Genomic DNA, 20254 nt, shown 5'->3' with positions numbered 1-20254 from the left:
GCCCCCCGGCTTGTCAGGTCACTGCGCGGCCAGTTCGGCGCGGTACGCCCATTCGATCCACGGCATCAGTGCCGCGACATCGGCGGGCTCGACCGTCGATCCGCACCAGATGCGCAGGCCCGCAGGCGCGTCGCGATAGGCGCCGGCGTCCAGCGCCACGCCCTCCTTCTCCAGGCGCTTGGCCACGGCCTTGGCAAAGGCCGCGCCGTCCTTGATCGCCGGATCGGTGAACTTCAGGCAGACGCTGGTCGTCGACGCGGTGGCCGGATCCTCGGCCAGATCGGCGATCCAGTCCTTGTCCGCGATGAAATCGCGCACAGCAGCCGCATTAGCATCCGCCCGCGCGATCAGCGCCGACAGCCCGCCCAGAGATTGCGCCCATTTCAGCGCGACCAGGTAATCCTCGACCGCCAGCATCGAGGGCGTGTTGATCGTCTCGCCCTTGAAGATGCCCTCGATCAGCTTGCCGCCCTTGGTCATGCGGAAGATCTTGGGCAGCGGCCAGGCGGGGACATAGGTCTCCAGCCGCTCGACGGCGCGCGGCGACAGGATCAGGACGCCATGCGCGCCCTCGCCGCCCAGCACCTTCTGCCAGCTGAAGGTCACCACATCCAGCTTGTCCCAAGGCAGGTCCATGGCGAAGGCCGCGCTGGTCGCGTCGCAGATGGTCAGGCCCGCGCGGTCGGCGGGGATCGCGTCGCCGTTCGGCACGCGCACGCCGCTGGTGGTGCCGTTCCAGGTGAAGACGACGTCCTTGTCGAAATCGACCTCCGCCAGATCGACGATCTTGCCGTAATCGGCCTTGCGGACCGTGGCGTCCAGCTTCAGCTGCTTCACGGCATCCGTGACCCAGCCTTCGCCGAAGCTTTCCCAGGCCAGCATCTCGACGGGGCGGGCGCCCAGCAGGGTCCACATCGCCATCTCGACCGCGCCGGTGTCGGAACCGGGGACGATGCCGATGCGGTAATCGGCCGGCACGCCCAGGACCGCACGGGTCAGCTCGATGGCCTCGGCCAGCTTGGACTTGCCGACGGCGGCGCGATGCGACCGGCCCAGGGGCGCGTCCGACAGCATGTCCAGCGAATAATGGGGGATCTTGGCGCAGGGGCCCGAGGAAAAGCGCGGATTTTCCGGCCGCGCAGCCGGGATCGCATGATCGGTCATGTGACTAGCCTTCCAGCTAAAAAGCCCCTCGTTGGGGAGGGGTGTCCCACCGACCGACCTAAGACCCCTCCCGCTCTGGCGCAAGAAAAAACTTTGTCCTACACCCGCAGGCAACCGCACAAGGACCGCGCCCATGTTCACCGTCTCGCTGATCGCGGCGCCTGCCGCAGCCAATCTGGATGATGCCCTGCCCGGCGGTCTGGCCGACCGGTGGGGCGGCGACGTCACGCGCTGGCTGTCGCCGGGCGTGGCTGCCGAATTCGACATCGCGGTGCTTCCGGGCGATTCGGATCAGGTCTGGTCCGACCTGCAGGCCATCGGCATCGACCTGGCGATCCAGCCCGCGGGCGGGCGGCGCAAGCGCATCCTGATCGCCGACATGGATTCGACCATGATCGATCAGGAATGCATCGACGAACTGGCCGACATGGCGGGCTTTGGCCCCCGCGTGGCCCAGATCACCGCCCGCGCCATGAACGGAGAGCTGGACTTCAACGCTGCGCTGACCGAACGCGTGGCCCTGCTGGCGAACCTCCCGGAGGCGGTCATCGCCCAGGTCCTGGCCGAACGCATCACCTATGCCGCGGGCGGGGCCGTGCTGGTCGCGACCATGCGCGCGCACGGGGCCTATACCGCGCTGGTCTCGGGGGGCTTCACCAGCTTCACCCGGGCCGTGGCCCAGACCCTGGGCTTCGACGAACATCGCGCCAACACGCTGCTGGCGCAGGACGGCGTGCTGACCGGGCAGGTCGCCCTGCCCATCCTGGGGCGCGAGGCTAAGGTCGATGCCCTGACTCAGATCGCCGCCCGCCTCGGCACCACGCCCCAGAACGCGATCGCGGTGGGCGACGGCGCCAACGACCTTGGCATGATCCAGCTGGCGGGTGCCGGCGTGGCGCTGCACGCGAAACCCGCGGTCGCCGCCCAGGCCCAGATCCGCATCAACTACGGCGACTTGACCGCGCTCTTGTACCTGCAGGGCTTCGCGGACGAGGATTTCGTCACCCCCTGATTTCTCCTTTGTCCAAATACCCCTGCGACGATTGCCCCACCGAAAGTCCCGATGATGTTCGAACTGACCGCCGACCTGGTGATGCTGCTGATGATGGCGGCCTTTGCCGCAGGCTTCGTCGATGCCATCGCGGGCGGGGGCGGGCTGATCACGCTGCCCATCCTGATGCTGGCGGGACTGTCGCCCGCGCAGGCGCTGGCCACGAACAAGGTGCAGGGCGTCTTCGGCGCGGGGACGGCCGCGCTCAGCTATGCGGCGCGGGGTCTGGTCGATCTGCGCAGCCAGTGGAAATCCGCGCTGATCGCGGGGGCGGCGGGGGCCGCGGGGGCGGTGCTGGTCAGCGCGATCCCCACCGACGGGTTGCGGCTGATCCTGCCGGTCATCCTGATCGGCATCGCGTTGTTCTTTGCGCTGAAACCCGGACTGAACGACCTGGACCGCACGCGCCGCCTGACGCCCCTGGTCTTTGCGGCGACGGTGGTGCCGTTCGTGGGCTTCTATGACGGGCTGATCGGGCCGGGGGCCGGGGCCTTCTACATGATCGGGTTTGTCACGCTGGCCGGATACGGGGTTCTGAAGGCCACGGCCCATACCAAGCTGCTGAACTTCGCCTCGAACCTGGGCGGGCTGGGGGCCTTCGCGCTGGTCGGCCAGCCGCTGTGGCTTTTGGGCATGGCGATGGGGGCGGCGCAGATCGCGGGGGCGATGCTGGGCGCGCGGCTGGCCTCGCGCATCGGCGCGCGGCTGATCAAGCCGCTGCTGGTCGTAACCTCGACCCTGCTGGCGGGTCGGCTGATCTGGCAGATGATCTGAGACCGCGCATCCGGCGCCCGCTCTGCCAAGGGGCGTCTAGAGTCGATCTACATTATATTACAATCAGTTAGACGTACCCTACCACCTACGCCAACCACCTACGTTTGCTATTTTTATTTTTTTCGTGGTCAGGGTGGTTAGTCGAGAATTTTGCAAACAACGTTCCCGAATTGCTGCTTCGTCTCCCCAAAGGCGGACATTGTTCCAGACGATGTGAAGTTCACCAACAGTAGTTTCATGTTCCGGAAAGTGAACGGTCGCTCGGGATTGAAATCGCCAGTGCTTGTGAGGCTTCTGGCTACTACTGCACTCTCTCCTCGACGTATTTCAGGACCATGCAGTTTACCAACTATCTTAACAGATTGCTCAATTTCATCCGGGTCAATGTATCGCGCGCTCTTTTCAGCTTCCGCAGGTTGTGCCGTCTTAGGTGTTGCCAGAGCCTCAGCTAGCTTGGCATTCAAAGCTTGGATTTCATCGTTACGGGCTTGGACGCGGTGCTCTAGGGTGCTTTTCTGCTCGGTTAGTTCAGCTATCCGTCCTGCGTAGTACTTACAGGCGATCCACCATACCGCAGCAGCTACCAAGGCAGCAATTGTGAGAAACGACCACGGGGCATCACTAATCACTGCCCATTCGCTTTGGAGAGTTGTCAACGGATTGGCCATGTCGATGTGTCCTAAGCTGAAATTTATTTTTTTGTATTGTAGACCAGTAGCCTTACCCGCACGCCATAGGGGTGCCTACCTTACGATTGTGGGGGACCCTAGCGAATCATAGAGAGGGGAACTCCAATAAAGGAATCCCCCACCTACACAATTCCAGGATGGTCAAGTAATATTATTCAAGGCAGCGATAGACAGAGGCGCGACTAATCCCGATAGTCTCTGCAATCTGTACAGGCTTCATTCCTTCACTGTGTAGCTGCTTCACCTTCTCTGCTTGTGACATGGCTGTAGGCTTCCTGCCCTTGTACTTGCCCTGCGCCTTGGCCTTAGCGATGCCTTCCCTTTGACGCTCTAGCATGATGCTTCTCTCGAACTCAGCTACACCACCCATGATGTTCAGCATTAGCTTGCCGGTGGGCGTAGAGGTATCAATCCCCATATCAAGTATCTTGAGTGCAGCACCCTTGGCTTGGATCATGGACAGTAGTTCATGCAGGTGGGCTACAGAGCGGGCCAGACGATCCAGCTTAGTGACTATCAGGGTGTCACCTTCCCTGATGAACTCTAGTGCCTCAGAAAGCTTCTGACGGGCTGTCACGTCTACTGACGATACTTGCTCAACAAACAGCTTCTCACAGCCTGCTTGGTGTAGGTCACGCTCTTGAGCGGCAAGTCCTGCGGTCTGGTCCAGGGTAGAAGTACGGGCATATCCAACGAGCATGGTCTTAGTCTCCAATTGGGGAATCAGTCTCAATAGGTTCTAAGATGTTATGCCCTGACCGTCTCAGAATGTAAACACCATTCCAGTGAGACAGGATTCATGGGCTATCGTCTCACGGGGGGCAATCTCACACCACCTTGGTTCAATGAGACAAGATCGAGGAACGGTCGCTTGGAACTCACCATCACAATGAGAACGAATCCAGAACAGGTAGACTTACTGAGAACTTCTAGGAAGAACTTTAAAGTAAAGAGTTAATTAGAGAAGTATCGAAGGGAAAGTTAGATATCGGATTGTCAAGAACTAACTTAAAATCACACGATAACGTGATGTTAAATGCGTTGAACCCTACCCCGATGGGAATTAGGAAGGTTGGAGACCGACAGGGTAAGACTTTCCCACCAAGTACGAACAATACACATATTAGAACGAAACTAGAACATGCTACTGAAATAGCGGAATAATCTCAAGGATACATCACTACTTTTGCGGCATGTAAGCTATTGTTATCTAACTACGGTATTACAGCTTTAGATAAGGGGAATATGACGAGCGCCAGCGGATCAGCTATAACACTTACAGTGTTCTAACTGTCACTCTTTACAGAGTGAAAATCCTTGGACTCCTGTCTGGACATTCTACACAGATTAGCTACAAAATAAGATAGGTAACTAGTAGTCTAATTCATATCTTCTATTTAATAATAGCCTATCAAGGCTGACCGATAGGTCTAGTAATAACCATATAGTGCCTAACTACTGTAGTTCTTTAGCTTATGTCTTGATTACTGGACTTGTCAGTCTCAGCCTGTAGGCTAATTAATTAATAGGAGATAAGTACGTAACTACAGTTATAGCACTATACCATACTTCTTATTTTGTAGGGATTAAGAATGATTAGCCATTCCGCTACAGATCGGTTAGAGGCTGTGCCGAGAAGCGAAAAGAAGGCTCGCAGACTTCTTTAGTACTACGTTCGTAGTTCTCTTATATAGATGCGGAAAGGCGGTTTAAGAACTAAACTTGTGTTGTACTATATAGATGCGGAAAGGCGGATTGAGAACTAAACTTGTGTTGTACTATATAGATGCGGAAAGGCGGTTTGAGCAACAAGTCCCCGAACTGACGCCACTTCCCAACTTTATTTTCATGAGTGACATGGTTTACACTGCAAAAATCAGTCAGAGTGCTTATATTAGTAGTACAAGAGAAGCATCAAACTATTTACGCCGAATACGTCAATAATTGATTGATAAATGTTAACTGCTACTTGAAAAAGTGTCCGAGAGTTACTATATTATATAGAGAAAAAGAATTGCTACAGCGGGACGCAAACAGCTAATTTATTTCCAGTCTGATGGAACTTTTTACCAAGTTGTGCGTTATGTTTAGTTGCGATAAAACGTACGTCTTTCTGTCTCCGTACGCATAGTCCACTTACAGTCATTAGTGGCCTAAAGACAGAGTTCCCTTTGGTTGTTAAATCAGACTAAGCCCTATGGCAGACCTTGTTGAGTGAGGTTTAGCTATAGGGCAACCTTTCTTTTCAACAATCCATCATCATCATAATTGTGCAAGTAACTCTTGGCGGAGAAACTTAAAGCACAAGTCATACCCTGCAATCAGGGTTGAAACCGTTGACTCTTCCGCCGCCACGGAATTGAGTTGACGGTTTTTTCTATTTTTAGGCTAATTTCATGAAACAAGATAAGGTCTACCCACAAGTACAGTGCCCAATTTGCAATGCGGCATTCGCTCAAGTAAAGATTAATAAAAAATACTGTTCTCGGAAATGTCAGAAGAACGCTTCTTCTAAAGCTACACCAACTAAAAGAGTGCGTACACGTACCCTAGAGAACCTATTTAGGAACAGGGATCACTACGAACGTTCTATGTGGCTCACCCATGACCTATTTAGAACACCTGAACCCAATAGAAGCATCATGATCCAGAAACTACTAGAAGCTGCTAGTGGTGATAATGCTAAGATCAGGAACATCTTACTTGATCCTCAATTATTAGGTGCTGGAAAGCATGACCCAAGGGGACGCTCAAGGCATGACTGCAAGATTGGTGTCTCTAACATTGCTAAACAGGTCTATCAGTTCTGTATGAACAACTACGGTTGCAGCACTAAGGATTGCATCCTGGACGAAGGGAAGCCTGCTGGAAGGTTCTTTGTAGGTGATCCAGTTGCTGAGGCATCATCAAACATTGAACGGTGTGAACCAAACAGGAAACATGTAACTATTCTAAAAAGTCAAACAGGACTATCACGACAGGCTTATCATGGAATGCTTGTTGTAGAATTTGAAGAGAAGCTGACTGAGGTGAAACTTGCAGCTTAGACTACCTTATAGATAGAAACATTAACATGGACCAGACAGAACTAAACAAACTAGGACATTTTAAAACTAGTCTACGACAAATCAGATTTGAGTTTGCAAAGAACGCCGCAGGCCAATTTCAAGCAGACGACTACCCGCACCATATCACTAAGTACTCTGACATTAGGTCTCACTGTGATGGTTGTGCAGGTAGCAACATTCAAAGGGTGAACTGTCGGGCTACAAGCTGTCCGCTCTACCCTTACCGCAACGGTAAAAACCCATTCCACAAAGGCAATGGACAACTGGCAAGAGGTATAGCCTCAGGATAGGTGATTTCACGCCACAGACAGCCCAAATACGGGGGGTCTAGAGCATGGAAGGACTTTTTAGGTACCTACCTAGCCAAAACAACTAAACCCCCGCAAAACAGCCCATTTTGGGGCACTTACAGAGAGTATGATACTTTACGAGAAACGGATATTTAATGAGCATAGAATTTATGAAAGAAGGATTAGACCACTATCATAGTGTAGTTAAACAGATTGATGATGAACACAGAATTGTTAGATGTAGTGATAATATCCAGTTTATTTCACAGCACAGAGTTGATGGTAAGTCTAAGTATCCTTGGCGCTCAGAAAGCTTCTACACCACAGTATTAGGTGCTGCACGACAACAAGATGTATATCGCAAAGACGCTCTGTCACTGTTCAGTGTGGAACTTGCTGCATGAACGTCAATCATATTTCACAGAATAGGCGAGAGACAACTAAGCACAGTTGGCATGTTCCCTACAGCCCTCAATGCATCTGTCCAGGCTGTCAGATCAAACCCTACCATGACGGTAAAATTCACTACTCACTTTGTTTAGGTTGCCTACAGAAAAAGGAATTAGGTCCTTTTAAGAAGCGTCACCACAAAGACGACGACTACTACTCTCTCTTTTGGACTACGGATTTCGAAAGGGAGAATGCAATTAGAAAGGAAACATTGCAATGAGACTATTTAACAGAAACGAAACCCTAAGATGGCTGATGTAGATATTGCTGTAGACAGTGGCGATCTTAAAGCAGCCATCGCCCTACTTAATGAATATGGTCAATCCTTCACAGGGATGGTCAACAAGGTTCAGACAGAAGGCAACAGGCTAGCTAGGGCAAGTAAGGCCACCGCAGCCCAAGTAGAGCAAGCCTTCAACAACTCTCTGAACAAGATCAACAACGACAAGCTAGCTGTACAAGCACGGCAAGAAGCACAGATTCTGAGACTACGTGAACAGAACTGGAAACAATTCTTCCAAAGCTACGGTAAGTCAAACGCTGGCCTTAATGGTGCGCCTAATTCTGCTGGTAGTTCTGCCCTGCTACAGATGCTGAAAGATGAGGAACTGCAGGCCAAGGTAAACGCCCAAACTCTCAAGGCACTGGAACAAGAGAAGGTTCGGCTCACAGCTACCTACAACCCTCTCCTAGCCGCACAGAGACAGTACGAACAATCCCTGCAAGAGATCAATCGGGCCACCGAACTACAAATCATCGACACCAAGCAGCAAGCCGCAGCACTGGCCCAACTTGACAGGGAATATGAAGCCCTAGGCTCTGGTGTGTACCTAGCAGGATCACGGTTCAACCAGTTCGGTGAAATGGCAGGCATGTCTGGTAAAGCTGCTGGTCGATTTGGCATGTACGCTCAACAGGCAGGCTACCAGATCGGTGACTTTGCAGTGCAGCTACAGTCAGGGGCAAATGCTGGTGTAGCGTTCTCACAGCAGGCCGCACAGCTTGCAGGTCTTATCCCCGGCCTAGCTGGTGCCCTGACCACCTTCGCAGCCATTGGTGTAGGTCTAGGTATCCAAGCCATGACCAGGTTCAATGAGGACGGTCGCAAGGGTAAGGACATCTACGACGATCTAGGGGCGACCCTAAGCAATCTAGAGGCTCTGACCTTCTCCAACATAACAGGTAGCCTGTCAGACAGTGCCAAGACAATCCGTGCAGAGTTTCAGGCAACCTTTGACCTGATTGAGCGGGTAGAGACACAGGCACTCAAGAACAATCTCTTGCAACCTCTCAAGGAAATGGAAGCGGAACTAAAGGCTTTCCAGACTAGGAACCAGTTATCTAACCAACTTGGTAGTGGTGATGCCTCATTTAATTATCTTGGTTTCACTGATCCTGACAGAGCAATTCAAGCTTTCAGTTACCTAAAGGATATTCAGGGTGAAACGAGGGAAGAACTTTCCCGCAGTCTGAACCTACAGACCATGTATCTACAAGGAAGTGGTCTATTGACCGCTGAAGTACAAGCCAGACTAGCAATTATGGCTCAAGAACTTGGTATTGTAGAAAGCACCACTCAACAAGCTGAAACACTCAACAGCGTGTATGAGAGCCAAAGAGTAGAACTTGCTCAATCCACTGAACTGCTAAGGCTAAAGGCACAATTTGGAGAACAGTCCGTACAGTACCTTAATGCTGAACGTGAACAGACCCTACAGAACCTTCGCACTGAAATGGAACGGGCTGGTGTAGCTGACCATCTTATCAGTCAGATCATCACAATGAAGAATGAGCAGATTGGTTACGAACAGTCTGTAGCTAGATCAACCGCAGCCGTAGAGACGCTGCAGAACGTCCTAGAGGGCATTAGCGGGATTGACATATCATCAGTATTCATTCGCGCTCAAGCTGCTGCTAGTGGCCTTCTAGGCACTGTGAACGCCATTGGTAGGGGATTGTCTCAAGTAGGTCAGTTAGGACTAGAGGCTCAAGCGATCCAAGCAGAGAACGCGGCATTGAAAGGTGGGGCAAGTCCCGGTCAGGCCAGAATTGCTGGTGAAACAGTGAGGTTCGGTAATAGTCTAAATCTACCTGACGGTCCGCTAAATAACATTGCAAAAGGCTTCGTGACTAAAGCTTTCGAGAACCAATCTCTTAAGAACTTATCCTATACAGAGGAAAATGCTCAAATCACCTCTGCCTGGAATGAATCAAACAATCCTAAAGGTGGTGGTAAAGGCAAGAAACCTAAATTGTCCGGTGCAGAAAAGGAAGCAGAGAAGGCCAAGGACAAACTGCAAGAATTCTTTGAGCAGTACAATCTGAACATCAAGCAGCAGGAGCGTCTATTAGGTGTTCAAGGTGAACAGAGAGAAGAACTTGAAAAAGTAATCGAGATTGAGAACCGTCTTGGTGAAGCACGTAATCTAGTGTCTCAAGAACAGATCGAAGCTATGGCTAGGGAGGAACTTGCACTTGAGCGAAAGCTACAAAGAGAGCAAGAAATCTACAATCTAGGCAAGAATAGCGTAGAGAGCCTTCTAATGACTGTAGTGGATGGTACTTCAAGTATTGAAGATGCATTCAAAGGTATGTTGAGAAACATTCTCCTAGAGGTCTACCAGCAATATGTAGCTAAAGGTGCTGCTGACCTTGCAGGTAATGCCTTGGTTAGTCTGCTGTCTGCTAACGGTAATGCCTTTGGTGCTGGTGGTGTCAAAATGTTCGCTAAAGGTGGCGTTGTAGGTTCCCCTACCCTGTACGGCTATGGTGGCAACAAGACAGGAATGATGGGTGAAGCAGGACCAGAGGCTATCATGCCACTAAAGAGAAATAGCCAAGGTCGTCTTGGTGTAGAAGTCTCTGGTGGTGGTGGCAGTCAGGTTAACGTCTACCATAATTTCAACATTGCAGCCAATGGCGACGATTCTGTAAACAGGATTATTCAGTCACATATTCCAAGAATTACTGAGGCAAGCAAACGCGCCGTTATTGACGCCAACCGTAGAAGTCAGAAGGGCTTTCGGTAATCAATGAGGCGGGGGACAATAGCGCCCCTACTTCTACTACTACTTTACAATCAAGGAAATTGAACATGATTAAATTAAAGACAAACTGGTCTGTACTATCACAAGATCAAGCTACAACTAAGAAGGTAGAGGAACTTAAATCCCACCTAGATAACCGACTATCTGTTGTCAAAGAGGCTACACAGGATGATCTAGACCGTATTCTTGTCAGCTTCCTAGCCTATGGTGCCAATGAGTTTCACGTTGCTATGGACTCCATTCCAGATCAGGACAAAGAACTTGTCTCGGTATGTAGGGATACACTCACAGGGAAGCTGCTACAGCGGACTAAAGGTCGGAATGGCTATCGGGTCAGAGATGATCAATTAGGGCCGTACAGCGTCACCACAACAGGTGCAGAGAGCAAGTTTAGGGTACTTACCAAGTACGGCTCTGCGATCCTGGACGATAGTTACCATGATATTCCCCTAGATCAGCTTAAGACACTAAACTACTACCCTATCTCATCTATTACCGTGATTAAGCCCCATCTACAGACAAGTTGGTGTGTCACTGGTGAAGGTCCAGCGCTACGGTGGCAAGGTGTAGAAGGTGATGAACTACCCGAAACAGGTCTATTCGCACAGATCAGGGACAGAGCAGTAGCTGACAATTGGATGACACTAGCGCCTTACGGAGAAGATACCATTCTCTGTGTAGATGCTAACCAAGCCTGTGTTGCTTTAAGAGCCGCTACAGCAAGGACCACTGGACAGCTTTTCAACTATTCTGTCTCATTCAAAGATCAGTTTGGACGGAAAGGTGTGACTTGGGGTAGCAAAGGCTAAGTTCTACAATCAGTAAATAAATATATCCCTACAGCACTAAATAGCTGTAGGGACTTTTTCTATCATGAAGGAATGAATCAATGATTTTTAGTTTTCTCTACATCGCATCAGCACTAGCAGTAACCGTATCAGCTATGAATAATTCCTACACATTCGATAACTATAGTTAGTTACTACAGTAATCTTTGTTATTCATAACTGAGTGATGATTAATCCAATCTGTAGCGTGATTACTATAGTATTGCGCTCCGCTAGGGAATATAGGACTGAACCCTACCCGTTCAAGGGTCTGTCATGTCACTACATCAAATAAAGTTTGGGGCGCACAGCGGCAATAGCACTGTCAGGTAGGGTGGTCTACAGAGATAGTGTTCTGCCGCTGTACGGTGCCTTCTAGGGCTTCTCTGTGATCGTTCCGGCGTTAACTGCCTCAACTACCCAATTTGGAAGCCTTCCAAACTTGCCGACGACATAAGTCTTGCCAGCAGGGTTGGTAAACGCCCTACCATCATTTTTGCTTCTCCATTCCGACAGCGCTTTGCTATCATCATCACGGGCTTTGTTAGCTTTCGTGACGCCTTCGGGCTGCTTGACTTTCAACAGTTCGTAAATGGATTGGTCTGTTTCTTCACAGATATTGTGCGCCGTATCTATAATGGCAACCAGTTCCTCAAACGTCTTGCCGGAGGTGTCCGCTACTTCTGTGAGCGTCTTTTTGAGTGCTTCACTGTCTTTTTCGATCTGTAGGGCAACTTTCATTGCCATAGCTGCTTGCTGCTGTCTCAGTTTCCTTAGATCACTCATAGTTAACTCCAATCTAGTGTGTTGATCGCTTCTTGTAGCTTAGGGAAAGGGGTATTGCCGCTAGAGTACCTGCCGTAAGACATAGTAGTGATCTTGTGACCTAGCAACCTTGCAGCGATCAGTTCATCTATACCAGCAGCCTCAAGCTGACTAGCTACGGATTTACGGAAAGAGTGGAATACTAGGTCTGGACCGTACCCACAGTTAGTTTTGATCCTACCAAACCGTTTTCCAATAGCATTGGACCTGTCCCCGTACTTGTTTTCAGTAAGACCGGACAGAACGTACCCATCTACAGAACCCTTCACCAGTGAGGCTATAAGGCTCGCAATGTCTTTGTGTATGGGGATAGTTCTTAGTCCTGATTTAGTCTTAGCATCTTGGATAACTAGCCTGTCTTTCTTCACATCACTGGTCTTGAGAGAGCAAATCTCCTCTAGGCGGCATCCGGTGTACGCTGCAATTTGTATCAGAGCGATCATCTGAGGGTCTTTCGTGGCTACTATCAGCTTCTTATAGTCGTCTACCTCAAAGTGTTTGCGGCTTTCTGCATTGATCTTCTTTTGAGTAGTCAACCTAGCAGGCACTACATCGTCAAAAGGATCAGGTAGGTTTAGGTCTTTCTTGTCTTGTAGGTATTTCCAGTACTGACGTGAGTTAGAGACGATCTTCCTACAACTAAGCAGGGATAAGCCTTGTTCAGCAATCAGGTTAATCTCTACCCAATCCTTAACAGCCTTCTTTGTAGCGTCTTTGGCGTATTTGAACTGTTCTGAGAAGCGTTTGACATCAGAGATACGAATATCCTTAGTCTTTTCTTCTATGTAGGTGAGTGATTTATTGTAGTCATTGATGAACTGCTTAAGGAGAACAGTCTTTCCCGTAGCAATCTCGTCTATCTCTGTTTTTTCAGTGTCTGACAGGGCTGACGCCGGACCTACAACATTCATAATGTGCTGAATCATTTCACTGGTCAGCTTAGGTGGATCATCCTTCTTACGGGCATCCCTCTGCACCTTCACCAAAAAGGCCAAATCAGTCTCTGAAAGGTTGTTTCGCGCTGCTTCAATCTCTGCCTTCCAGCGTGAGACGAGAGCGTGTTTCCTGACCTCAGCTACCTTGAGGGAGTCAGTTTGCAATGACTGCTTGAACCGGACCTTGCCTAGCTTGGCACGTAGGTTCTTGGGTATCTCTAGTGTGGCGTAGTACCCGTTACGTTGCTTGACCAGATATTGTGCCATATTGACAACTACCACCTACGATTCCCACCTACACCAACCACAACAACCTGTTGTAGATCAATATAATTTCAGGAGTCCATAGGCTTAGAGTGCATCCGGCGCCCGCTCTGCCAAGGGGCGCCGGTTCGGGGCACGGGAACGGGACGGGGGCATCCCGTGCCGCACAGTAAAGCACGGCTCCATGTCGGGGATGTGACGGCCCTCAGGCGGGAAAGCCCGGCGCGCGGCGCAGGTTGCCCGTGACCATGCCGCGACAGTTCAGGATCGGTCCGTCCAGAAGCGCCTGCGCCGCCGGATGGGCCGCATCCAGCACGCCTAGGTGGATCAGCAGCGCGGTGATCGCGGCCTCGCTGGCGCGGGTGCCGCCATCGGTGATCTTCAGCGCGACGCCCAGGCCCTGGTCGGGCAGGATCGCCACGAACACCGCCTCGGCCCCGGTCTTGATCGCCGCGACGCCCCCCATCGCGCGCATCAACTCGGTGCAGGACCGACCCTCGCCCGCGACCATCTCGGGGTGGCTGCGCATCGCGTCCACCAGCCGCCGCATGGCTTGGCCGCGCCTGTCCGTTCCGGGATTGGCGAACCGCGCCATCGCGCGGGCCAGCCCCTCGACCGTGCAGGCCCAGTTCGGGGCCGAACAGCCGTCGATGCCGAAACCGGGGCTCTCCTCGTCGGTGACTGCCTCGAAGGCCTCCTTGACGGCGCGCTGGACCGGGTGGTCGGGCTCGACATAATCCGGCCCGCCCTTCAGGTGGCGGTTCAGCGTCAGAAAGCCCGCATGCTTGCCCGAACAGTTGTTGTGCAGCTGGCAGGGCGCGCTGTCCGAACAGGTCAGGCGGCGGTTCTCCTCCGCGTCGCGCGGCATGTGGCTGCCGCAGCGCAGGTCGGGCTCGCCCAGGCCCAGCCCGGTCAGCCAGCCGTCCACGGCCGCGACATGCATCGCCGCCCCCGAATGGCTGGCGCAGGCCAGGGCTAGCTGGCGGTCTGTCAGGCCCGCCGCATCGGCGGCCCCGCTTTCCATCAGCGGCAGCGCCTGGATCATCTTGCACGACGACCGCGGATAGATCACCTGCCCGGGTCGTCCCCAGGCCTCGACCACGCCATGGGCATCGCAGATCACGGCATGGCCGGCATGCAGGCTTTCGCGCATGTCGCCGCGCCACAGTTCGATCATTTCTGCGGACCGCATGTTTTCTCCCTGACAATTGCGCGATTGTGCTTGCGCAGCCTTTAACGGGCGGCGATTTTCGCTATCCTGACGACAGATGGTTGAAAAGACCACAGCAATCAGGAAGAACGCCGGGCGAAGCGGCGAATTGAATTGGCAGGAGGCCAGAGCATGATTACCACCACCCTGCGCGGCATGGGCGCCAGCCTTGTCCTGATCGCCGGACTGGGCGCGGCGGTTGCACAAGAGTCCAGCAATGTCGTGGCGACCGAAGGGGACTGGACCGTCTTCGCGGCCGACAATCCGCGCGAATGCTGGGCCGTCTCGCCCCCGAAATCTACCCTGAACACCCGCGACGGCCAGCCGGCCGAGGTGACGCGCGGCGACATTCGTCTGTACGTCGCCTACCGTCCCGGCCAGAACGGAGAGGTCAGCTTCAGTGGCGGCTATCCCTTCGCCCCGGATTCGACGGTCGAGGTCGATGTGGGCGGCCGCACGTTCAACCTGTTCACCGAGGGCGAGAGCGCCTGGACAGGCAGCCCGTCCGACGACGAGGCGATGATCGCGGCCCTTCGCGGCGGCTCGTCGGCGGTCGTGACCGGCCGTTCGGCACGCGGCACCACGACCAAGGACACGTTCAGCCTGTCGGGCATCACCGCCGCGACCAACAGCGCACGCGAGCGCTGCCAGTAACCGCAAGGTTGCAGTCCTGACGGGACCAGGGGGGCGGGCCGGTTGATTTCGGGCCCGCTTTCGCATATGTGGCTGTCTTTCGCCCCTTGGGCCGTTCCAACACCGGTGATCTTCATGACCGATCAGACCCCGTCTGCGCCGATCACGCAGGACGTGATGACGCTTCCGCGCAAGCTGCCCCAGGGCGGGCTGACGAACATCGTCGGCCTGACGCGTGCGCAGCTGCTGGACGCCCTGGTCGCGGCGGGCACGCCCGAGCGTCAGGCCAAGATGCGCGTGGGCCAGGTCTGGCAGTGGGTCTATCACTGGGGCGTGCGCGATTTCGCGCAGATGACCAACCTGGCCAAGGATTACCGCGCCCTGCTGGCGGCCAATTTCGAGATCACCCTGCCCGAGATGGTGACCCGTCAGGTCAGCAGCGACGGCACGCGCAAGTACCTGGTCCGCATCGCCGGTGGCCACGAGGTCGAGGTCGTCTACATCCCCGAGGAGGGCCGCGGCACGCTCTGCGTCAGCAGCCAGGTGGGCTGCACGCTGACCTGTTCGTTCTGCCATACCGGCACGCAGAAGCTGGTGCGCAACCTGACGCCCGGGGAAATCGTCGGCCAGCTGATGCTGGCGCGCGACGATCTGGGCGAATGGCCCGTCCAGGGCGCCCCCAAGGACGAGACGCGGCTGATCAGCAACATCGTCCTGATGGGCATGGGCGAGCCGCTGTACAATTTCGAGAACGTCCGCGACGCGATGAAGGTCGTGATGGACAACGAAGGCCTGTCCCTGTCGCGCCGCCGCATCACCCTGTCGACCAGCGGCGTCGTCCCCGAGATCGCCCGCACCGCGCAGGAGATCGGCTGCCTGCTGGCCGTCAGCTTCCACGCCACGACGGACGAGGTCCGCGACCGCCTGGTGCCCATCAACAAGCGCTGGAACATCGAGACGCTGCTGGCCGCGCTGCGGGACTATCCCCGCCTGACCAACAGCGAGCGGATCACCTTTGAATACGTGATGCTGGCGGGCGTGAACGACAGCGACGAGGACGCGCACCGCCTGGTCAAGCTGATCGAGGGCATCCCGGCCAAGATCAACCTGATCCCGTTCAACGAATGGCCAGGCGCGCCCTACAAGCGGTCCAGCAACAACCGCATCCATGCCTTCGCGAACATCATCCACAATGCGGGCTATGCCAGCCCGATCCGCACCCCGCGCGGAGAGGACATCATGGCCGCCTGCGGCCAGCTGAAATCCGCGACAGAACGCGGCCGCAAGTCCCGCGCCCAGATCGCGGCGGAAACCGCCTAGAACAGCCCGTCTGAACCTGGCGCAGGGCCGGTCACGGCACCTGCCACCGGCAGGCTGCTCGACGGCGACCTCCTGTGCGGATGGCACGCTCTACAGTGCGTTTGACGGTGATCGCCGCCGCGGCGTCACGGGAGTTTTTGCCCGTCGACCAGACCAGTCCAGAGACCTGTCTTCGATGCGTTTGGCCTCGCCTACGCATCAGCCGTTCTGGCGCGTGACCCTTGGCCCTGTTCGTCGCATTTTTGGCATAGCTTCAAAGGCGATGTTTGCCGACGTGGAGCGGGTTGCAGTTTTTGCCCTAGATTCTTCAACGACGTTTGCAGCAGCAGGGGATACCCAAACCGGGAAACGTCCGCCAAGGGACGACCCTCCCACAACTCGTTTGGCACAATTGCGGTAGCAATGACCGTCAGCGCCGCCTGCCGCCGCGGGGCAGGGTGGTGCGGTTGCCGCGGGGCCCGGTCTGGACGGGGGTGTTGTCGCGGTTCTCGTCGTGCAGCTTGCGCCAGCGTTCCAGACGGTCCGCGTCCAGCGTGCCGGCGCGCACGGCCGCCTGCACCGCGCAGCCCGGTTCATGCGCATGGGTGCAGTCGCGGAACCGGCAATGGGGGGCCAGTTCGGTGATCTCGGCGAACAGCATCTCGATGCCCACGGCGACATCGGCCACGTGCAGCGTGCGCATGCCGGGCGTGTCGATGACCCAGCCCCCGCCCGCCACCGGATGCAGCGACCGCGCGGTGGTGGTGTGCCGCCCTTTGGCGTCCGATTCGCGGATCTCGCCTGTGACCTGGGCATCGCGGCCCGACAGCGTGTTCAGCAGCGTCGATTTGCCCACCCCGGACGAACCCACCAGCGCGACCGTCCGCCCCGGTCCGCACCAGGGTGCCAGCACGGCCGCCGCATCGGGCGACTTGGCGTTCAGCGCCACGACCTGCAGCCCGCGCTGCAGGGTGCGGGCGCGGTCGACCCAGTCCGACGGGTCGTCGACCTTGTCGATCTTGGTCAGCACGATCACCGGGTCCGTCCCGGCCTCGTTCGCCAGGGCCAGATAGCGTTCCAGCCGCGCCGGGTTGAAATCATCGTTGCACGACGTGACCACGAACAGCGTGTCCACGTTGGCGGCGATCAGCTGGCGGGCATCAGCCCCCTCGGTCCGGCGGCGCAGCAGGGCGCGGCGGTCCAGCAGGCGGGCCACCACGCGCGTGTCGCCCTTGGCCAGCACCCAGTCGCCCACCGCATAGTCTGCGGTCGTGGCATGCAGCGGCAGGTCCAGCCGGACCTGGCCCGCCCCGGTTTCGGCCATCAGCCGCGACCGGTGCACCGCGGCGATGCGCATGGGCACCAGCCCCGCATCGTCATCGGTGACCTGATCGGCAAAGAAGGGCCCCCAGCCCAGATCGTCCAGCGCGCGTGTCATGCGATCTGCATGATCGGGCCACGGGCGCGATGCAAGCGTTTCATTCCGGCGACCAGGCGTCGATGATCGCCACGGCCTCGTCCGCGGTCTCGACATAGCGGATCAGGTCCAGGTCGGACGCGCTGATCGTGCCGGCGCGGGCCAGGGCCTGCCAGTTGATGATGCCGTCCCAGAATTCGGCCCCGAACAGCAGGACCGGGATGCGGGCCATGCGGCCGGTCTGGATCAGGGTCAGCGCCTCGAACAGCTCGTCCAGGGTGCCGAAGCCGCCGGGGAAGACCGTGATCGCGCGGGCGCGCATCAGGAAATGCATCTTGCGGATCGCGAAATAGTGGAAGTTGAAGCACAGGTCCGGCGTGACATAGGGGTTGGGCGCCTGCTCGTGCGGCAGCACGATGCCCAGGCCGATCGACTGGCCGCCGACCTCCTGCGCGCCCAGGTTGCCCGCCTCCATGACGCCGGGGCCGCCGCCGGTGCAGATGACCAGGTCCTTGCCGCCCTGCGCCAGGCTGCGTTCGGTCATCAGGCGGGCGAACAGGCGCGCCTCGGTATAGTATTTCGACAGTTCGGCCAAGGCCGGGCTGCGGGCGTCGCGGGCCGCGCCGTCGGGCGCCGGGATGCGCGCGCCGCCGAACATCACCACGGTGGATTCGATGCCGTGTTCGTCCATGATCATCTGGGGCTTCAGCAGTTCCAGCTGCAGGCGGACGGGGCGCAGCTCCTCGCGCAGCAGAAAGTCGCGGTCGCTGAAGGCCAGCTGATAGGACGGCGCACGGGTCTGGGGCGTGTCGGGCACGTGCCGGGCGCGGGCCGCGTCGCGGCTGCTGGCGGGCAGGGTGTGGGCGCGGTCCTGTTCGGTCGTATCGGTCATCAAGGCCTCGGGGTGGGGGATGCGCGGATTGCGCGGGCATTGGTTGATGCTTATAGCCCACAGGCAACAGTTTCCACCCGGACGCGACAGCAGCAAGAGGCCAAGATGACCCAAGACCTGGAACAAGCCATCGAAACCGCGTGGGAGGCCCGCGCTGAGATCACCCCCGACACGCAGGGCGCCGCCCGCGAGGCCGTGCGCGAGACCCTGCACCAGCTGGACAGCGGTGCCCTGCGCGTGGCCGAAAAGCGCGGCGCCGACTGGCACGTGAACCAGTGGGCGAAAAAGGCGGTGCTGCTGTCCTTCCGCCTGAACGACATGGAGGAGATGGCCGGCGGTCCGCAGGGCACCTCGTGGTGGGACAAGGTTCCGTCCAAGTTCCATGGCTGGACCCAGGACGACTGGCGCCGGGCGGGGTTCCGCGCCGTGCCGGGCGCGATCGTGCGGCGATCGGCGTTCGTCGGCAAGGGCGCGGTTCTGATGCCGTCCTTTGTCAACCTGGGCGCCCATGTGGGCGAGGGCGCGATGATCGACACCTGGGCCACCGTCGGGTCCTGCGCGCAGATCGGCCGTAACGTCCACCTGTCGGGCGGCGTGGGCATCGGCGGCGTGCTGGAGCCGCTGCAGGCGGGGCCGACGATCATCGAGGACGACTGCTTCATCGGCGCGCGTTCGGAGGTGGTCGAGGGCTGCATCGTGCGCGAGGGATCGGTCCTGGGGATGGGCGTCTATATCGGCCAGTCGACCAAGATCGTCGACCGCGAGACGGGCAGCGTGACCTATGGCGAGGTTCCGGCGGGGTCGGTCGTGGTGTCTGGCACGATGCCGTCCAAGAACGGCGTGAACCTGTACTGTGCGGTGATCGTCAAGCGTGTCGACGCGCAGACGCGGTCCAAGACATCCATCAACGAGCTGCTGCGCGACTGATGACCACGCTGTTCATCGATGCGGATGCCTGCCCGGTCAAGGCCGAGGCCGAGCGGGTGGCCGTCCGCATGGGTGTGCCCATGGTGCTGGTCTGCAACGGGGGCCTCAGGATGCCCACGCATCCGCTGGTCCGGCTGCAGATCGTGTCCGCGGGCCCCGACGAGGCCGACAAGTGGATCGCCGATAGCTGCGGTCCCGGTGACGTGGTGGTGACGGGTGACCTGCCGCTGGCGGATCGCTGCATCAAGGCGGGGGCGGCGGTGCTGACCCATGCCGGAGAGGTGCTGGACGTGCGCAACATCGGCCCACGGCTGGCCACGCGCGACCTGATGGCCGACATCCGCGCGGCGGACCCGTTCCAAAAGGGCGGCGGGGCGGGGTTCGGCAAGGCCGACCGGGCACGGTTCCTGCAGTCGCTGGACCGGTTGCTGACCGCCGCACGCCGCGCGGGCTGAGCGCGGACCCCGCGACGCGTCCATGCGTTGCACCCCC

At 56.6% G+C, this 20254-nt stretch carries 18 protein-coding genes; 10 read left to right on the top strand and 8 right to left on the bottom strand.

Translation table 11 applies throughout. From position 1 onward, the window contains the following. Window positions 1-18: 18 nt before the first annotated feature. Window positions 19-1164, bottom strand: a complete 1146-nt coding sequence (locus tag EOJ32_RS01360) for a phosphoserine transaminase (RefSeq protein ID WP_127897465.1) — start codon at window positions 1162-1164, stop codon at window positions 19-21. Between the two features lie 133 nt (window positions 1165-1297). On the opposite strand from EOJ32_RS01360, the gene serB reads away from it, so the two are divergent. Both serB and EOJ32_RS01350 read left to right on the top strand, forming a co-directional pair. Beyond that, window positions 1298-2176 carry a phosphoserine phosphatase SerB gene (serB, locus tag EOJ32_RS01355; RefSeq protein WP_127897464.1) on the top strand — a complete coding sequence of 293 codons (879 nt, stop codon included), beginning with the start codon at window positions 1298-1300 and terminating at the stop codon, window positions 2174-2176. Between the two features lie 54 nt (window positions 2177-2230). Further along, a complete protein-coding gene (locus tag EOJ32_RS01350; protein WP_045983076.1) occupies window positions 2231-2989 on the top strand; it encodes a TSUP family transporter in 759 nt (252 codons plus the stop codon). 137 nt (window positions 2990-3126) lie between these two features. On the opposite strand, the gene EOJ32_RS01345 is transcribed toward EOJ32_RS01350, so the two are convergent. Both EOJ32_RS01345 and EOJ32_RS01340 read right to left on the bottom strand, forming a co-directional pair. Beyond that, window positions 3127-3657, bottom strand: a complete 531-nt coding sequence (locus tag EOJ32_RS01345) for a hypothetical protein (RefSeq protein WP_127897463.1) — start codon at window positions 3655-3657, stop codon at window positions 3127-3129. A gap of 172 nt (window positions 3658-3829) precedes the next feature. After that, the gene (locus EOJ32_RS01340) at window positions 3830-4378 is read right to left on the bottom strand and encodes a recombinase family protein (protein ID WP_127899245.1); all 549 of its coding nucleotides are present in this window, start codon (window positions 4376-4378) and stop codon (window positions 3830-3832) included. Between the two features lie 1942 nt (window positions 4379-6320). On the opposite strand from EOJ32_RS01340, the gene EOJ32_RS01335 reads away from it, so the two are divergent. The 4 genes from EOJ32_RS01335 (at window position 6321) to EOJ32_RS01320 (ending at window position 11342) form a co-directional block, all read left to right on the top strand. Beyond that, entirely contained in the window at window positions 6321-6725 is a 405-nt protein-coding gene (locus EOJ32_RS01335) for a hypothetical protein (RefSeq protein WP_127897462.1), read from the top strand. Window positions 6726-7191: 466 nt separating this feature from the next. After that, complete coding sequence (locus EOJ32_RS01330) at window positions 7192-7440, top strand: hypothetical protein (RefSeq protein ID WP_127897461.1); 249 nt, start codon at window positions 7192-7194, stop codon at window positions 7438-7440. Between the two features lie 294 nt (window positions 7441-7734). Next, on the top strand, window positions 7735-10515 hold the full coding sequence (locus EOJ32_RS20235) for a phage tail tape measure protein (protein WP_205963166.1): 2781 nt from the start codon (window positions 7735-7737) through the stop codon (window positions 10513-10515). Between the two features lie 65 nt (window positions 10516-10580). Then, on the top strand, window positions 10581-11342 hold the full coding sequence (locus tag EOJ32_RS01320) for a hypothetical protein (protein ID WP_127897460.1): 762 nt from the start codon (window positions 10581-10583) through the stop codon (window positions 11340-11342). A gap of 393 nt (window positions 11343-11735) precedes the next feature. On the opposite strand, the gene EOJ32_RS01315 is transcribed toward EOJ32_RS01320, so the two are convergent. From EOJ32_RS01315 to EOJ32_RS01305, 3 genes are all read right to left on the bottom strand, one after another. After that, window positions 11736-12107, bottom strand: a complete 372-nt coding sequence (locus EOJ32_RS01315; protein WP_127897459.1) for a hypothetical protein — start codon at window positions 12105-12107, stop codon at window positions 11736-11738. Window positions 12108-12148: 41 nt separating this feature from the next. After that, on the bottom strand, window positions 12149-13387 hold the full coding sequence (locus tag EOJ32_RS01310; protein ID WP_127897458.1) for a tyrosine-type recombinase/integrase: 1239 nt from the start codon (window positions 13385-13387) through the stop codon (window positions 12149-12151). Between the two features lie 202 nt (window positions 13388-13589). Continuing rightward, window positions 13590-14576 (bottom strand): asparaginase, encoded by a 987-nt coding sequence (locus EOJ32_RS01305; protein ID WP_127897457.1) that lies wholly within the window; start codon window positions 14574-14576, stop codon window positions 13590-13592. A gap of 150 nt (window positions 14577-14726) precedes the next feature. Between EOJ32_RS01305 and EOJ32_RS01300 the strand changes: the two genes are divergently transcribed. Together EOJ32_RS01300 and rlmN are read left to right on the top strand one after the other, a co-directional pair. After that, complete coding sequence (locus EOJ32_RS01300; RefSeq protein ID WP_045983064.1) at window positions 14727-15248, top strand: invasion associated locus B family protein; 522 nt, start codon at window positions 14727-14729, stop codon at window positions 15246-15248. A 114-nt stretch (window positions 15249-15362) separates the two neighbouring features. Beyond that, window positions 15363-16547, top strand: a complete 1185-nt coding sequence (gene rlmN / locus EOJ32_RS01295; RefSeq protein WP_045983077.1) for a 23S rRNA (adenine(2503)-C(2))-methyltransferase RlmN — start codon at window positions 15363-15365, stop codon at window positions 16545-16547. 409 nt (window positions 16548-16956) lie between these two features. Here the strand turns inward: rlmN and rsgA are convergent, their stop codons facing one another. After that, a complete protein-coding gene (rsgA, locus tag EOJ32_RS01290; RefSeq protein ID WP_127897456.1) occupies window positions 16957-17964 on the bottom strand; it encodes a ribosome small subunit-dependent GTPase A in 1008 nt (335 codons plus the stop codon). Window positions 17965-18004: 40 nt separating this feature from the next. After that, the gene (locus tag EOJ32_RS01285) at window positions 18005-18835 is read right to left on the bottom strand and encodes an LOG family protein (RefSeq protein ID WP_046000418.1); all 831 of its coding nucleotides are present in this window, start codon (window positions 18833-18835) and stop codon (window positions 18005-18007) included. Window positions 18836-18940: 105 nt separating this feature from the next. Between EOJ32_RS01285 and dapD the strand changes: the two genes are divergently transcribed. Together dapD and EOJ32_RS01275 are read left to right on the top strand one after the other, a co-directional pair. Continuing rightward, on the top strand, window positions 18941-19762 hold the full coding sequence (dapD, locus tag EOJ32_RS01280; RefSeq protein WP_127897455.1) for a 2,3,4,5-tetrahydropyridine-2,6-dicarboxylate N-succinyltransferase: 822 nt from the start codon (window positions 18941-18943) through the stop codon (window positions 19760-19762). Further along, window positions 19762-20217, top strand: a complete 456-nt coding sequence (locus EOJ32_RS01275; RefSeq protein WP_127897454.1) for a YaiI/YqxD family protein — start codon at window positions 19762-19764, stop codon at window positions 20215-20217. Before dapD ends, EOJ32_RS01275 begins: the two co-directional genes overlap by 1 nt. Window positions 20218-20254 lie beyond the last annotated feature (37 nt).

It is taken from the genome of Paracoccus sp. Arc7-R13 (assembly GCF_004010775.1).
Classification (GTDB): Bacteria; Pseudomonadota; Alphaproteobacteria; order Rhodobacterales; family Rhodobacteraceae; genus Paracoccus; species Paracoccus marcusii.
Note: the sequence above shows the minus strand (reverse complement) of the source record. Positions and strands in the feature narration are given on the sequence as shown.

Excerpts from the sequence above, each read along its gene's own strand:
- EOJ32_RS01360 (WP_127897465.1), bottom strand. The coding sequence starts at position 1,164 with ATGACCGATCATGCGATCCCGGCTGCGCGGCCGGAAAATCCGCGCTTT.
- serB (WP_127897464.1), top strand. The coding sequence starts at position 1,298 with ATGTTCACCGTCTCGCTGATCGCGGCGCCTGCCGCAGCCAATCTGGAT.
- EOJ32_RS01350 (WP_045983076.1), top strand. The coding sequence starts at position 2,231 with ATGTTCGAACTGACCGCCGACCTGGTGATGCTGCTGATGATGGCGGCC.
- EOJ32_RS01345 (WP_127897463.1), bottom strand. The coding sequence starts at position 3,657 with ATGGCCAATCCGTTGACAACTCTCCAAAGCGAATGGGCAGTGATTAGT.
- EOJ32_RS01340 (WP_127899245.1), bottom strand. The coding sequence starts at position 4,378 with ATGCTCGTTGGATATGCCCGTACTTCTACCCTGGACCAGACCGCAGGA.
- EOJ32_RS01335 (WP_127897462.1), top strand. The coding sequence starts at position 6,321 with ATGATCCAGAAACTACTAGAAGCTGCTAGTGGTGATAATGCTAAGATC.
- EOJ32_RS01330 (WP_127897461.1), top strand. The coding sequence starts at position 7,192 with ATGAGCATAGAATTTATGAAAGAAGGATTAGACCACTATCATAGTGTA.
- EOJ32_RS20235 (WP_205963166.1), top strand. The coding sequence starts at position 7,735 with ATGGCTGATGTAGATATTGCTGTAGACAGTGGCGATCTTAAAGCAGCC.
- EOJ32_RS01320 (WP_127897460.1), top strand. The coding sequence starts at position 10,581 with ATGATTAAATTAAAGACAAACTGGTCTGTACTATCACAAGATCAAGCT.
- EOJ32_RS01315 (WP_127897459.1), bottom strand. The coding sequence starts at position 12,107 with ATGGCAATGAAAGTTGCCCTACAGATCGAAAAAGACAGTGAAGCACTC.
- EOJ32_RS01310 (WP_127897458.1), bottom strand. The coding sequence starts at position 13,387 with ATGGCACAATATCTGGTCAAGCAACGTAACGGGTACTACGCCACACTA.
- EOJ32_RS01305 (WP_127897457.1), bottom strand. The coding sequence starts at position 14,576 with ATGCGGTCCGCAGAAATGATCGAACTGTGGCGCGGCGACATGCGCGAA.
- EOJ32_RS01300 (WP_045983064.1), top strand. The coding sequence starts at position 14,727 with ATGATTACCACCACCCTGCGCGGCATGGGCGCCAGCCTTGTCCTGATC.
- rlmN (WP_045983077.1), top strand. The coding sequence starts at position 15,363 with ATGACCGATCAGACCCCGTCTGCGCCGATCACGCAGGACGTGATGACG.
- rsgA (WP_127897456.1), bottom strand. The coding sequence starts at position 17,964 with ATGACACGCGCGCTGGACGATCTGGGCTGGGGGCCCTTCTTTGCCGAT.
- EOJ32_RS01285 (WP_046000418.1), bottom strand. The coding sequence starts at position 18,835 with ATGACCGATACGACCGAACAGGACCGCGCCCACACCCTGCCCGCCAGC.
- dapD (WP_127897455.1), top strand. The coding sequence starts at position 18,941 with ATGACCCAAGACCTGGAACAAGCCATCGAAACCGCGTGGGAGGCCCGC.
- EOJ32_RS01275 (WP_127897454.1), top strand. The coding sequence starts at position 19,762 with ATGACCACGCTGTTCATCGATGCGGATGCCTGCCCGGTCAAGGCCGAG.